Origin of the sequence: Pseudoalteromonas sp. L1, from assembly GCF_021728095.1 — a bacterium.
Lineage (GTDB): Bacteria > Pseudomonadota > Gammaproteobacteria > Enterobacterales > Alteromonadaceae > Pseudoalteromonas.
The window spans coordinates 180,458-194,046 of record NZ_JAKKCT010000002.1; the positions used below are offsets into that span (position 1 = coordinate 180,458).

The window sequence follows — 13,589 nt, forward strand, 5'->3', positions numbered from 1 at the left end:
CACTACTAGAATTTGACTTGGTAGTGTAACGATAATTCTTCGGTTGTTCCAGCGACAGCACCACTGGCAACGCGAGGATCAAAAACGTCATAGCGTTTGCCAAATAAATTCTCAGATTTTAAGGCTAAATGGCTTTTATCCGTTAACTGCCATTTGATACTTCCACCCAGTAAACTATATGCAGATTGTTTAAAGTAATCGCCATTTTCAGCAGTTACCTCTACTGTATCACGCCAAATTACATTTAAATTGAATTGCCAGTTATCAAAAAGATTGTAGCTGGTAATTAAACTAGCAAATCGCTTAAAGCTAGGGTTAATTGGATCATGGAAGTACTGCGTGTAAGTTCCAGACAAGCGCAGGTTTTCATCAATTTGCCATACGCCATCTAGCTCAACACCACTATTTTGCGTATTAAATGAGTTAGCAAAGGTAAAGAAAGCCTCATTTCCTTGGTAGGGTTCTACGTTTACAAAGTCATTTAATTCGTTGTAGAACAAAACTGTATTCGTTTGTAATTTGTCAGTTTCATAATGCCAAACAAGCTCTGTCGTTTTTATTTGTTCAGAGCTGAGTGAAGGGTTGCCAATGGTTACATTGTCGTTTGAAAATAACTCATTAGTGACAGGTGTCCTGAACGATTCGCCATATTGAACTTTTAATGTATGTTGAGGATTAATAACAAGTATACCTGCTAAGCGCGGTGATAATTTACTATCAATGTTCTTAACGTTGTCATAACGTGCTCCAACAAAAAACGTTAACGTATCAGAGTAAGGAATTTTTACCTGCCCATAGGCACTGTAAGTCTCAAAAGTATATTTCAACGAGTCAAATTCAGGAAAGTCTAATACAGTAACAATGCCTTGTTGATAATACTCTGGCGCAACTATGACTAGTTCAGATTCGCTATCATAATAGGTGGTTCTAACGCCCGCCTCTACCTGCTCAGCTTGAGCATATTCTAAACCCGCTACTAACTGCCATTGATTATCAAATTGGTAGTTTAATTCGGTATCAAATTTAGTGTCTGTCGTTTGCCACTTAGGCCCAAGTAAAAAATCGGGTATATCAGTAAAAGCCGCAATTAAGCCTGCACTAGAAATAGCATGTTCGGTATAAGATACATGGCTATCAATGGTTAGATTCTCGCTTTCAAACCATGTGTAGTTGGCACCTAAAAACTGATTATCACTTGTGTGTTGGTTTTGAGATGAGTAACCAGCAAGATTTAAAAATTCATCCAGTTTTGTTTTGTTGTATCGGGCACGCAGTTCAAGTTGCTCAATATCAAGCCCTGCTTCAAAATAAACAGCTTCTAAAGGATCTCTTACGCCTTGTGAGTATTTCTCGCCGTCTTTTTTGTCATAAGAAAATGAAAAAAAAGCAGATGTTTGTTCGTTAAATTGTTTGTGGAACTGCCCAGTCACCCCAAGACGACCGTTACTACCAGCAAGCAGATTGAGTGAATTACGATCTTTACTTGTGACAATATTCATCACACCAAGAAACGCATTACTACCGTACAAGGCCGAGCCTGGACCTCTTATAAACTCAATTTTTTCAATAATATCAATAGGAATATATGGCATGTAAACTGATGCTTTACCAAATGATGATTCATTGACTCGCTCTCCATTGATCATCACTAAGACATTACCATTATCTAAATAGACGCCGCGTGCATGTTCTTTAGGTACCGCACCAACCCAGTCTCCTCGCGTTGATTGCATGCCAGGAACAAAGTTCATCACCTCATAGGCATTATCGACCCCTAAAGCCTGTATTTGTTTTCGAGTAAACACACTCATCGTTGAGGGAACTGAAGAAAGGGTTTCATTCGTTTTACTAGCGATATCAACCTGCACATTGAGTAAATCTTCAAAGCTTAGGCTAAATAAATCTTGCTCAATATTCACCAGTTCAGCAGTAGAAGCGGCCGAATACAAAGAAAGTGAGAGAATTGCTGAACATCTTAAAAACATTTGCTGCGTAAGACCTGTATCAAAGCAACGTGCTGACATGCAACACACCATTTACACTATTAATACAAAAGATAGACACGCTTGCAATATTTTTATAGTTAAAGACACAAAAAAGCTCATTAACAATAGCTTAAATGCGTAATTAATGAGCTTTTATCTCTTAGCCACAAAGAGATTATTAAACTTTTCTAGCTAAATTGCTTTGCGCTGTCTGTGCGTTTGTTTTTGATGTATTTATACAACCCGATTAAAGAGGCTGCAATCCAGAAGATCTCAATAACAAAACTGGCTAAGTTGAAATTGTAGCACAGGCTAATTAACAGCAAAATCGCGCCTGTTAAGTTCATCATGTTGTAAACAAGCCCTGTAGGAGAGGCTTTGTTTAGTTGCAGTAAGAAAAAAGCACCAACAACTAGAAATGTACCTGTCATGCCAATAATATCAAATAAAAGTGCTATCACGTTTATGTGTCCATTATATTCAATTTGTTTATACCCAAATAACTGGCCCAATCCATGGGGAGGGTTGATTTCATTCGTTGAAACAGCAAACCGAGCAATGGTATCAAAACAAAATGTACAAACGAGGATAAATGTCCGTATTTTAAATTCTATTTATGGGTCACCTTGCCACCAATAATTTTTAATGCGGGTGCACCACGGATCATCGTTTCGCGTGCAAACGGGCGTTCACATTGCGGACATACACCCTGTTTAGAAGTAAAATCTTGACTTATGCGCTCGATAAAACATTTAACCAGCGCGCCTTTGCCACCTTTTCGATATTTGAATAACTGTGTTTTACATTGACTGCAGAAAATATCGACCGTTTTTGTCGGCCCTTTTTTATTAGGTTTAGCCATGAACCTCTCATCACTTGAATTTGACGAGCTATGCTAACATGGCTAAGGCCATACACCCAAAACCAAACCAATAACTGAAAATTGTAGAATTGAATAACCAGCGTTAACTAAAAACAATTTTAATGGCCGTTGCTCAAAGATGTAGCACAAGCCAAGTGAACTACTCACCCAGCATAGTCCTACCATAAAACCTGTTCCAACAGACAAACCAACACTTATTTGCTTTCCAATAAACAAAGCTAAGGTAAAAGAAATGACGCAACATAGAATAAAACTGCCGCCAAACACACGAAAAGGATTAATTTGCTGTAAATCCAGCTCGGTTAAGCCACAACTTTCCATCCAAATACGTTTAAATAACCATGGAGAATACCAAACAGCGCCCAGTAAAAAGGAAGCAAGTGCAGCAAATAAGATAGCCAAAAAATTAAGCTCTGAAAAATCCATACACCAAGACTCATACAGCTAGTGATTATTTCTGAATGTAGTTAAGGATCCTCAAAGCAGCAAATAAAATGGGACAAATAGAAGGTGAGCAGTTTGGAGTTACTGCTGAACAGGCTTTTTTTGTAATTTTCGTTGTAACGTACGCCTATGCATATTTAATTGCCTAGCTGTTTGGGAAATATTCCCCTCGTTCCTGTGCAGCACATGTTGAATATGCTCCCATTCAAGGCGTTCGGGCGACATAACTTGACTCGGCTGAGTGTCACTCAGTGATGAACTTATCTCAGTGTCACCTAACATGGTTTTTAATAATGAATTAAAATCGACAGGTTTTGGTAGGTAGTCGTCTGCACCTAAACGAATAGCTTCGACAGCACTGGCAATACTAGCAAACCCTGTTAATAACACTATTCGAGCCGTTGGAAATTGTGTTCTGATTGGTTTAATTAATGTAAGACCATTATCATCGCCAAGTTTTAAATCCACCAAAAAGTGACTTGCCTTAAAAGCGGCAACTTTTTCAAATGCATGTTCACTGCTATGAGCAAGTTCACATTCAAAACCCTGTTTTGCAAAACGCCTTGCCAATGTATTAGCAAGGTTTACATCGTCTTCGATAATTAAAAGTTTCATACAATTTTTAAACTAACCATCGCAATGGCACCTTGCTTAGGGTGATTACATAGTGTTAATGAGCCATTTAAGCGCTCTAAGGTCGCATTAGATAGCATGACTGCCATACCCATACCTGCGCTACTTGGCATTAGCTGACCACCTAATGATGCCATTTGCTGCTCACTAAAGCCTTGACCAAAATCACGTAAAGACAATGAAAGTTGTTGCTTATCGCTTTGCCAATCGGCTTCAATAGTATTTTGCTGGTTATTATTATTTGCCGAGACTGCATTTTGCAATAAATTTAAAATGGCAGGCAGCAGCATGGCATCACTTAATATAGAGCACTTGGGCGCATCATTTAACCAATGTAAGCGTTGCTCAGGGAAATGCAGTGTCATAGCATCTTGAATGGTGTTTTGTAATGTTTCGGCGCTAATCACCTGCTGAGTTTCGCCGGTTCTTAAGGCATTTGAAAGTGCTCTGAAATGCTCAAGTTGTTCTTTACATTGTGCTAATGGCTTAGCCATTTCTCGTACAATAGGATCATCTGACTGTTGCTCTTGCAGCTCTTCGAATAACAACTGTAAGTTGGCAATCGGTGTTGCTAATTGATGCGTCACTTGGGCTGCGGCACCATCGAGTGTCAATAGTTGCTCATGTCTTAACTGCTGCTCGCGGGTTCGAGCAATAGTGGCTTCTCTTGATCTTAACGTGCTATTTAATGTGCCAATGACAAACGCGATAACAATGGCACTAATAACAAAGTTTATCCACATACCGATAAAATGATGCGTCATCTGCATTTGGTGCATGGTGTGTTCAGGCATTTTTATCAGTAAAAAACTGTAGGCAGCTATTGCTAACACTGCGATATAGGCAAGCCCCTTAGCACTCACAGAAACCGCGGCTATCATTATTGGCAACAACAATAGCGAGACAAATGCATTCGTTGCACCGCCACTTAACGAGAGTAAAATAGTTAAAAACAGGAGATCAGCGGTAAGTTGCATTAAAACAGCCATTGGCTTGGCTTTTGTTACTTTTCGATAAGCAAAAATACTCAACAGTTGAAAAACGGCTTCAACACAAATAACAGTGAGTAGAGGCAGTAAAGCAATCTGATATTCAAATAGAAAATAAACCGCAATCACCGCAATAAATTGCACTGCAATGGCGGCACTACGAAGTACTAATAAACGACTTATAGCCGGATCGGTTTGCATAGCGGACTCTTTACGACTTAATCATCGTCCATAGAAATAGTAAACACAGCACAGGGGGTGCCTTGATGAAAGACCATTTGCCATTGCTTGCCATTAAAACGCCAAAGCGACATACGCACAGAATAATTAAATTCTGCACGCGCAGAGCGCCTAAACGCAGCTTGATAGCTTAATTGCGCAATATCATCACTCAGCATACGGCCTTTAAAGTGTTGATTATAAAACTGTGGAACAACTTCTGTAGGTAGACGGGTTAACACTTGGAATTTATTAAATGACGTGCCGTCTGCGGCAATCTCAATAAAATCATCATCGAGCAATGCATCAAGAGCCTCAGTTGATTGTCTCACCTCAGGCTCTAGCAATTGTCTTTCCGCATCAATCAAATGATTAAATAACGTCGCTTTAATTTTTCCGCTCATCTTTACCCTTACTGTTTGAGCACTTTACCGCCCTGCATAACAAAGTTGACGCTGTTTAGCTGACTTATATCATTAAGAACGTGTGTGTTAACACTGATGATATCCGCTTGCTTACCAACACTCAAGTCACCCAGTTTCTCGCTTTGCCCTAACAACTTTGCCGCCTCAACAGTCGCTGATTTTATAGCCTGCGTAGGTGTCATACCATACTTTACAAGGAGTGCAAATTCATCGGCGTTATCACCATGCTTTGAGACGCCTGAATCAGTACCAAATGCAATTTTAACGTTATTTTTTAGCGCTAGTTTAAATGAGGCTCGCATTTTTGGAGCCACAAACTCAACTTTATCTGCTATGGCCTTAGGCATGTTTGGATTACTTAAAACCTCTTTTTTAACAGTAGCACCTGCTAACAAGGTTGGTACCAAATACGCGTCATGCTGTTTAAATAGCTTTATCGTTTCTTTATCTAAAAACGAGCCATGTTCAATTGAATCAACCCCCGCCTTTAATGCGGCTTTTATTCCTTGTGTACCGTGTGCGTGAGCCGTTACTTTTCGCCCCAAATGATGCGCTGTATTAACGATTGCAAAAAGCTCTTCATCGGTAAATTGTTGATTAACACCTGCGGCAGTATTACTCAAAACCCCGCCAGTTGCCGTGATTTTGATCACATCAGCGCCACTTTTTATCACATCACGAACTGCTCTAGTGCAATCGTCAGCCCCATTACAGACCCCTAACCCCGCACCTACAGCTTCACTGATGTCTCGACGATAGCCATGCATATCAGCATGACCACCCGTTGGAGTGATCATATCTCCTGCAGCAAAAATACGCGGGCCCACGATATCGCCACGTTCTATAGCTCGCTTCAATGGAAAAATAACTTGATAGCTACTACCAAGGTCACGCACAGAGGTAAAACCAGCATTCACGGTGCGCTGTAAATACTTTAAAGAACGTAGTGCATTATCTGCTTCGTATTCGGTGGTCCATTTATGTGGGTTACGTTTTGCATCGCGCTCAAACGTAACATGTACATGCATGTCAATAAGACCTGGCAATACCATCTGATTTTTTAAATCAATAACATCAGCATCACTGAGATTTAACTGCTCTTTAGTTAAGTAGCCTGATTTTATCGCAGCAATTTTGTTATCTTCAATAACAAGTGTTTGCTTCTCTTTTACATCTTGCTCAGTGCCTGCGAGCATTTTTCCAGCGTAAATAATCGTCGTTTGTGCGTTAACAGCAAATGCGGATAATAAAGACAGTACCGATAATGTGCTTATTTTTAGATTTATTTTTTTCATGATCGCCTCTTTTTTATACTAGGTTTAACTTAAATACCGAGTAAATGCCATTATTTACGATGTGAAACTGCGTTACGCTAGTCTTAGGATGTGAATTTTGATATAACTTCGAAAAAATTAAAGTCGTCTGACCACATAAAGAGAACACATTATGTCTTATGCCCAAATTACTGGCTGGGGTAAATGTATACCACCAGCAAGCATCAGCAATGATGAAATTAGCAATATTGTTGATACCAATGATGAATGGATCACAACACGTACAGGCATTAAATCTCGTCGTGTCAGTCATGTTTCTACTGCCGATTTAGCCACTGTTGCCGCAAAGCAAGCTCTTGCCTGTGCTGGTGTTGACGCTAAAGACATTGATTTGGTGTTATTAGCTACGTGTACCCCTTCAACGATGGTTGCTAACACAGCGTCTTTGGTTCAAAAAAATATTGGGGCGGTAGGCGCCGCCGCGATGGATACCAACGCTGCATGTTCAGGCTTTTTATATGCATTACAAGCTGCAACCGCACAAATTCGTGCAGGCATGATCAAAAAAGCTGTCGTTATTGCTGCTGAGCGTATGACTTGGTATGTAAACTGGGCTCGCCGTGACAGTGCGGTATTATTTGGTGATGGCGCTGGTGCAGTTGTGTTAGAAGCGTCAGATACACCGTCTGGTTTGCTTGCAACCAAAACGGGTTGTGATAGCGAAGACAGAGATATTCTTCACATCGAAAACTTTGGTAGCGATCTTAACAAGTACCAACCAATTGGCCCGTCTAATTTATTATTCGAAGGCCGTGAAATTTTCAAACGTGCAGTAAAAGGCATGAGTGAAGCCTGTGATGATGTTTTAAACCAAGCACAGTTACAACTTGATGATATTGATGTATTAGTGCCTCATCAAGCTAACTTACGCATTATCCAAGCAATTCAACAACGCCTAAAAGTAGCTGACGAAAAAGTAATGGTTAACATAGCGGATTACGGCAATACCTCCGCAGCAACAATTGCCATCGCACTTTGTGAGGCCGTAGAACAAGGCTTAATCAAACCGCATTCAAATATAATGTCTGCTGCCTTTGGTGCTGGTTTAACGTGGGCTGCAAGCTACATAAAATGGGGGGAGCGCGTTACACCAATAGCGAAGTCTGACGCAGCTTTACCACCTTGTGATAAGACAGGGCTAGAGCTAGTGGCCCCTGCGGTAGCAGCGTGTAAAGGCACTGAATAATTCAAATTAAATTAGATATTAAGCGCGGCAATAGTCGCGCTTTTTTGTGAGGGCTCAATGGAATTATTAGGCATTCATCATGCAGCTATCATTTGTAGTAATTACGCTCACTCAAAGCATTTTTATACAGAAATTTTAAAACTGCCTGTCATTCATGAGCAGTATCGCAGTGCACGTGATTCTTACAAGCTAGATCTAGCACTTCCTGATGGCAGTCAGATTGAATTATTTTCTTTTCCTGATGCACCACAAAGGCCAAGCTACCCAGAGGCTCAGGGATTACGCCATTTAGCGTTTAAAGTTGCTGATATTGCTAAAGCGAAAACATATTTAGAACAGCATGGAATTGTAGTTGAAGAAATAAGAGTGGATGAAATCACCGGGAAGCAGTTTACGTTTTTTGCCGATCCCGATGATTTGCCATTAGAGCTGTACCAACTTTAATTTTATTGAAAGCGCTCTTGTAGGTAATTAAACACCGCTCGAATACCCAGTGCTTCACCGCCAACAGGGCGTCCAGGTAATGCACGTAAGTTCCAAGCCATTACATCAAAGTGAACCCAAGGCGTGCTTGGTTCAATAAACTCCTTCAAATAAAGCGCTGCGGTAATTGCACCGCCGAATGGAGTTGACGCACAATTGGCAATATCTGCCACATCGCTTTTTAATAGTGCTTTGTATTGATCAAACAGCGGAAGTTGCCAAATTGGGTCATGACAGCTTTCGCCGGCATCTAATAATTTATTGGCAACATCACGGTTATTCGCAAAAAAACCAGGTAACTCAGTACCAAGGGCAATACGACATGCGCCTGTTAACGTTGCAAAGTCGATAATAAGTTCTGGATTATCATTTTGCGCTTCAGCTAAAGCATCACATAAGACCAAACGACCTTCAGCGTCAGTGTTGTCAATTTCAACCGTGATCCCTTTACGTGTTTTGATCACATCGCCTGGTCTAAATGCATTACGTGATACGGCATTTTCAACCGCAGGTACTAAAACACGTAAACGAATAGGCAGGTTGGTAGCCATGATTAACTGTGCAAGACCAATCACGTGTGCAGCACCACCCATGTCTTTTTTCATGTTGCGCATGCCCGAACTTGGTTTTAAATCTAAACCACCTGAGTCAAAACAAACCCCCTTCCCTACTAGCGTTATTTGAGGTGCATCTTGTGCTCCCCAACGTAAATCTAGCAAGCGAGGTTTATTTTCACTCGCACGACCCACCATATGAATAGTTGGGTAGTTTTGTTCTAAAAGCTCATCCCCAACCCATTCACTGAAATCACCATCGTAGGTGTCGGCTAGGTCTGCCATAACCTGAGATAGATGCTGAGGCATCATATCTGCAGCGGGCGTGTTTACTAAATCACGAACAAGATTAATTGCATTTGCTTGTTGTGTTAAACGCTCAACAAGGCTTTTATTTGTAATTGCTAATTGCGCGCGCGGTGAAGGCTTCTCTTTGTATTCGCTAAATTCATAGCCGCCTAGCATAAAACCAAGCGCAACCTGTTCTATGAACTTTTCTTCACCTTGTATTTGGTAACAACCAGCAGGCAGTTTTGTCGATAGCTCACCGGCTAACCAAAAATCTTGAAGATCTGCCACTAAACAATAAACGTGAGTAAGCTCACCGGATTCACTGTCGGCAACCAAAGCCAAACCTTTATTCTTAAAATCACAATTAGCAAGCCAATTTTGCAGTGCCTTAGATTGTGATTCAAGCCAATCTGAAAGTTGCGCTTTTTCAACGAAAGATAAAGGAATACCCGATGAAGAATGACGAATTAATGAACTCATTAAACGACTCTAAATGAAGAAAAGATAATTAAGCATACCAATAACAAGCAACAAAAGGTATAGCATTCAAGCTATTTGGCTAAATCAAAGAAATAAAAATTATTTTTGATTTTTCTCTTCGGCCTCTTCTTTGGCTACTTGCTGATCGATCTCTTTAATTGACTTGTTGATATTAAAAGAGCTAGGTAAAACATCTACACCAACCCAATGACCTAACTTTACAACTAAGGGGATCGTTATTGGTGCAAAGGGTAAAACAGCAAAGACGCCAAGACCCAAGCCTTTTAAAATATCTAAGAATTGTTCATTAGCAGTGTGTAATTCTTCTTTGCTGGCATTGCCTTGGGTGTAACGCTTGTAGATATGCAACATTTCTTTGGTTTCTTGCTTTTCTTGGGCAAGTGCAATTTTTAGTGCCACCATAGCGCGCTTGAAACGTAATTGCTGACGTCTTTTTGTAATTTTAGCCACCCTAAACGGGGCTCTATGAATGACTTTATATAATCGCATGTTGCTATTCTCACACAGCAAGGGGACTTCACAAAGCATAATTTACTTATATTAATTTTTACATTACCCTGCACATCATTTTATTACTATTTTAAATTTCACATGTACGAAACTAACCAGCACAGCGATAATAAACCACAAAAGCCAGCCCCAGATGAGTGCTGTGGTGGAGGTAGTTGCTGTCCTTGTGTTTGGGATGAATACCGTGAAAAATTAAAGCAATGGCAATTAAGTAATAAAACACAACAAAATAAGTAAATCGTTCCAACCTGTTTTCAGCTCAAAAATCATACAAACAATCAATAATTAAATTTTTTTTCTAACAAACCGATAAATCCTGACTATTTTCAATCAATTTAAGAATAATTTATCTTCTTAACTTTCATGCACATAATAAAGATAATCACAATAAATTAGACTCCTCCGAACCAAAAACAACACACCATTAACAATTTGCAAAATAAATTTACAGTCGGTATAAGTTGTTTACACCAAGTTTAAATACCTATTTGGTGGCATAATCATAACTATTCTAACTGGGGAAGTCAGAATGAAATTAAAAAATAGTGCGCTACATCACGCAATTAAGTTTGCATTAGCAACCACAACGGCTGGTCTATTTGTATCAGGTTCAGTCGTTGCGGCAGAGCAGACAGCTGAAGAAACAAAAGTTAATAAAAATGTTGAAAAAATAGCTGTTGTGGGAACACGTTCAGCACCACGCTCAATTGGTGATTCACCGGTACCTATTGATATTATCGGTGGTGAAGAATTAACGAAAGCAGGTAACACAGACATGCTTGAGCTATTAAAAGGCTCAGTTCCGTCTTTTAACGTGCATCAAAACCCAATCAGTGACGCTGCGTCACTTGTTCGCCCTGCCAACTTACGTGGCTTACCGTCTGACAGTACATTAGTATTAGTAAACGGCAAACGTCGCCACCGTGCTTCTGTTATTGCATTTTTAGGCGGTGGTATTAATGACGGTGCTCAGGGTGCTGATATTTCAGTAATTCCTAGTATTGCTCTAAAACAAGTTGAAGTACTTCGTGATGGTGCTGCTGCACAGTATGGTTCTGATGCTATCGCGGGTGTAATGAACTTTGTATTAAAAGATGCCTCTGAAGGCGGCTCTTTTGAGATCCGTAAAGGTGAATACTATGAAGGTGATGGCGATACCACGCAAATCTCTGGTAACGTAGGTCTTCCTTTCACTGATGATGGCTTTGCAAACTTAAGCTTCCAATACAAAACGGCTGACGCAACAAGTCGCTCAGTTCAGCGTCCTGATGCAGCTGCACTTGCTGATGCAGGTGTTCCTGATGTCTCTCCTCTAGCGCAAGTTTGGGGGGCACCAGAAGTTGATGACGATATCTCAATTTTCGGTAATATCGGTCTCGATTTAAGTAATACATCGCAATTTTACATGTTTGGTAACTACTCTGAGCGTGATGTGCGCGGTGGTTTCTACTATCGTAACCCACATACTCGCCCAGGTGTGTACTCAAATGACGGCGGCGAAACGCTACTTGTTGGTGATTTAACTGGCGACATGAGCGGCAACTGTCCGACTGATATCATGATTGATGACAACGTGTTAGATAACCCAGATTACATTAACGGTGTTGCTAACAACCCTGACTGCTTTGCATTTAATGAAATTCTACCAGGCGGTTTTACACCTAACTTTGGCGGTAACATTACAGATACTGCACTAACAATTGGTACTAAAGGCGAAGTAACTAGCGGCTTTTTAGAAGGCGCATACTACGACTTAAGTGGTTCTGTTGGTTTTAATGAATCTCGCTATTTCATTTACGATACAATCAATGCTTCGCTTGGCCCTGAAAGCCCGCGTGACTTTAGCCCTGGTAAATACACACAGTTAGAAAAGAACTTTAACGCTGATTTATCAAAAGGCTTTGACTTTGGTTTAGCTTACGACGTAAACATTGCCGGTGGTTTAGAGTGGCATGAAGAAACATTCACTGTTGTTTCAGGTGATGTGGCTTCTTTTACTGCGGGTCCTTTAACAGAGCAAGGTTTTGGTATTGGCTCAAATGGTTTCCCAGGTTTCAAACCATCTGATGCTGGTGAATACACACGTCGTAACTACGCAGCTTACGTCGATATTGAAGCACCATTTACCGAAGACTTTTTAATGGGTTTAGCACTTCGTTACGAAGATTATGACACCTTTGGGTCAACCACTAACTACAAATTAACAGCGCAATACCACTTAACTGAAGACTTAAATATTCGTGGTTCATTAAGTACAGGTTTCCGTGCTCCAACCGTTGGTCAGGCTAACGTTAGTAACGTGCAAACAAACCTAAGCAGTGGTGTGTTAGTGGATTCTGCTCTATTACCACCAACAAACCCAATTGCAGTGCAATTAGGTGGTACAGAGCTTGAGCCAGAAGAATCGCAAAGCTACACATTTGGTGCAGTTTGGACATTGGGTGACTTATTCTTAACGGTTGATTATTACAACATTCAAGTTGATGACCGTATCAGTCAATCAGACAAAATTGAGTTAAGCCAAGCGGATAAAAACACACTAGAAGCTGCAGGCGTACCTAACGTACAAAATCTTGCTCAAGTTAGTTTCTTTACCAATGACTTTGATACCACAACGCAAGGTGTTGACCTAGTAGCCAACTATGCAACTGAATTGTTAGGTGGTAGCTCTACATTCAGCTTAGCTTATAACTGGAATGATACTGAAGTAACTAAATCAAGCCCAATCACAGGCGAATTTAAAGTAAGCCGCCTTGAAAATGATTTACCAAATCACCGCGCAACACTTAGCTGGGCGCAACAATGGGAAGATTTCTCTGCATTTACACGTGTGAACTATTTCGGTGAATACCAAGGCGTGCACGTAGATTACGACGCAACAGCTAAAACAGCTGATGCAGCTGTAACCATTGATGCAGAAGTAACGTACTTCTTAACTGAAGAAATCAGTTTCTCTGTTGGTGCACAAAACCTGTTTGACCAAGAAGCTGAAAAACTCGATTTCTTTGATAACACAGGCATTCCAAATAGCAACTGGGGTGGTAAGTACTACGAAACCTCTCCGTTTGGTATTAACGGCGGTTTCTACTACGTAAAAGCAACCTATACGTTCTAAGCGAGCTTAGTAACTAACTGTGCTTCATACAGAGTAG

General features: G+C 40.5%; 14 protein-coding genes. 4 read left to right on the top strand and 10 right to left on the bottom strand.

From position 1 onward, the window contains the following. Positions 1-5: 5 nt before the first annotated feature. The 8 genes from L3V38_RS06995 to L3V38_RS07030 all read right to left on the bottom strand — a co-directional run bounded on the left by L3V38_RS06995 (position 6) and on the right by L3V38_RS07030 (position 6,873). The gene (locus L3V38_RS06995) at positions 6-2,024 is read right to left on the bottom strand and encodes a TonB-dependent receptor (RefSeq protein ID WP_237118884.1); all 2,019 of its coding nucleotides are present in this window, start codon (positions 2,022-2,024) and stop codon (positions 6-8) included. Between the two features lie 149 nt (positions 2,025-2,173). After that, positions 2,174-2,446 (bottom strand): hypothetical protein, encoded by a 273-nt coding sequence (locus L3V38_RS07000; protein ID WP_062567966.1) that lies wholly within the window; start codon positions 2,444-2,446, stop codon positions 2,174-2,176. A gap of 149 nt (positions 2,447-2,595) precedes the next feature. After that, on the bottom strand, positions 2,596-2,847 hold the full coding sequence (locus L3V38_RS07005) for a hypothetical protein (RefSeq protein ID WP_237118885.1): 252 nt from the start codon (positions 2,845-2,847) through the stop codon (positions 2,596-2,598). Positions 2,848-2,889: 42 nt separating this feature from the next. Beyond that, entirely contained in the window at positions 2,890-3,294 is a 405-nt protein-coding gene (locus tag L3V38_RS07010; protein WP_130152145.1) for a DUF1761 domain-containing protein, read from the bottom strand. 99 nt (positions 3,295-3,393) lie between these two features. Then, positions 3,394-3,927 (bottom strand): response regulator, encoded by a 534-nt coding sequence (locus tag L3V38_RS07015; RefSeq protein WP_130152146.1) that lies wholly within the window; start codon positions 3,925-3,927, stop codon positions 3,394-3,396. Continuing rightward, on the bottom strand, positions 3,924-5,135 hold the full coding sequence (locus L3V38_RS07020; RefSeq protein WP_237118886.1) for an ATP-binding protein: 1,212 nt from the start codon (positions 5,133-5,135) through the stop codon (positions 3,924-3,926). Before L3V38_RS07020 ends, L3V38_RS07015 begins: the two co-directional genes overlap by 4 nt. 17 nt (positions 5,136-5,152) lie before the next feature. Further along, the gene (locus L3V38_RS07025) at positions 5,153-5,557 is read right to left on the bottom strand and encodes a DUF4440 domain-containing protein (protein ID WP_062567970.1); all 405 of its coding nucleotides are present in this window, start codon (positions 5,555-5,557) and stop codon (positions 5,153-5,155) included. Between the two features lie 8 nt (positions 5,558-5,565). Beyond that, the gene (locus tag L3V38_RS07030) at positions 5,566-6,873 is read right to left on the bottom strand and encodes an amidohydrolase family protein (protein ID WP_237118887.1); all 1,308 of its coding nucleotides are present in this window, start codon (positions 6,871-6,873) and stop codon (positions 5,566-5,568) included. Positions 6,874-7,024: 151 nt separating this feature from the next. Between L3V38_RS07030 and L3V38_RS07035 the strand changes: the two genes are divergently transcribed. Both L3V38_RS07035 and L3V38_RS07040 read left to right on the top strand, forming a co-directional pair. Next, positions 7,025-8,098, top strand: a complete 1,074-nt coding sequence (locus L3V38_RS07035) for a ketoacyl-ACP synthase III (RefSeq protein WP_237115620.1) — start codon at positions 7,025-7,027, stop codon at positions 8,096-8,098. 57 nt (positions 8,099-8,155) lie between these two features. Then, the gene (locus tag L3V38_RS07040; RefSeq protein ID WP_237118888.1) at positions 8,156-8,542 is read left to right on the top strand and encodes a VOC family protein; all 387 of its coding nucleotides are present in this window, start codon (positions 8,156-8,158) and stop codon (positions 8,540-8,542) included. A 2-nt stretch (positions 8,543-8,544) separates the two neighbouring features. Here L3V38_RS07040 and L3V38_RS07045 read toward each other — a convergent pair whose 3' ends face one another. Continuing rightward, on the bottom strand, positions 8,545-9,906 hold the full coding sequence (locus L3V38_RS07045) for a leucyl aminopeptidase family protein (RefSeq protein ID WP_237118889.1): 1,362 nt from the start codon (positions 9,904-9,906) through the stop codon (positions 8,545-8,547). 99 nt (positions 9,907-10,005) lie between these two features. Beyond that, positions 10,006-10,416, bottom strand: a complete 411-nt coding sequence (locus L3V38_RS07050) for a hypothetical protein (protein ID WP_062567975.1) — start codon at positions 10,414-10,416, stop codon at positions 10,006-10,008. Between the two features lie 102 nt (positions 10,417-10,518). Between L3V38_RS07050 and L3V38_RS07055 the strand changes: the two genes are divergently transcribed. Together L3V38_RS07055 and L3V38_RS07060 are read left to right on the top strand one after the other, a co-directional pair. After that, a complete protein-coding gene (locus tag L3V38_RS07055; RefSeq protein WP_130152154.1) occupies positions 10,519-10,674 on the top strand; it encodes an oxidoreductase-like domain-containing protein in 156 nt (51 codons plus the stop codon). A gap of 292 nt (positions 10,675-10,966) precedes the next feature. Continuing rightward, on the top strand, positions 10,967-13,552 hold the full coding sequence (locus L3V38_RS07060; RefSeq protein WP_237118890.1) for a TonB-dependent receptor: 2,586 nt from the start codon (positions 10,967-10,969) through the stop codon (positions 13,550-13,552). The last annotated feature ends 37 nt before the right edge of the window (positions 13,553-13,589 follow it).

Bases quoted from the DNA above. Each gene is read 5' to 3' on its own strand.
- L3V38_RS06995 (WP_237118884.1), bottom strand. From the start codon at position 2,024: ATGTCAGCACGTTGCTTTGATACAGGTCTTACGCAGCAAATGTTTTTA.
- L3V38_RS07005 (WP_237118885.1), bottom strand. From the start codon at position 2,847: ATGGCTAAACCTAATAAAAAAGGGCCGACAAAAACGGTCGATATTTTC.
- L3V38_RS07010 (WP_130152145.1), bottom strand. From the start codon at position 3,294: ATGGATTTTTCAGAGCTTAATTTTTTGGCTATCTTATTTGCTGCACTT.
- L3V38_RS07015 (WP_130152146.1), bottom strand. From the start codon at position 3,927: ATGAAACTTTTAATTATCGAAGACGATGTAAACCTTGCTAATACATTG.
- L3V38_RS07020 (WP_237118886.1), bottom strand. From the start codon at position 5,135: ATGCAAACCGATCCGGCTATAAGTCGTTTATTAGTACTTCGTAGTGCC.
- L3V38_RS07025 (WP_062567970.1), bottom strand. From the start codon at position 5,557: ATGAGCGGAAAAATTAAAGCGACGTTATTTAATCATTTGATTGATGCG.
- L3V38_RS07030 (WP_237118887.1), bottom strand. From the start codon at position 6,873: ATGAAAAAAATAAATCTAAAAATAAGCACATTATCGGTACTGTCTTTA.
- L3V38_RS07035 (WP_237115620.1), top strand. From the start codon at position 7,025: ATGTCTTATGCCCAAATTACTGGCTGGGGTAAATGTATACCACCAGCA.
- L3V38_RS07040 (WP_237118888.1), top strand. From the start codon at position 8,156: ATGGAATTATTAGGCATTCATCATGCAGCTATCATTTGTAGTAATTAC.
- L3V38_RS07045 (WP_237118889.1), bottom strand. From the start codon at position 9,906: ATGAGTTCATTAATTCGTCATTCTTCATCGGGTATTCCTTTATCTTTC.
- L3V38_RS07050 (WP_062567975.1), bottom strand. From the start codon at position 10,416: ATGCGATTATATAAAGTCATTCATAGAGCCCCGTTTAGGGTGGCTAAA.
- L3V38_RS07055 (WP_130152154.1), top strand. From the start codon at position 10,519: ATGTACGAAACTAACCAGCACAGCGATAATAAACCACAAAAGCCAGCC.
- L3V38_RS07060 (WP_237118890.1), top strand. From the start codon at position 10,967: ATGAAATTAAAAAATAGTGCGCTACATCACGCAATTAAGTTTGCATTA.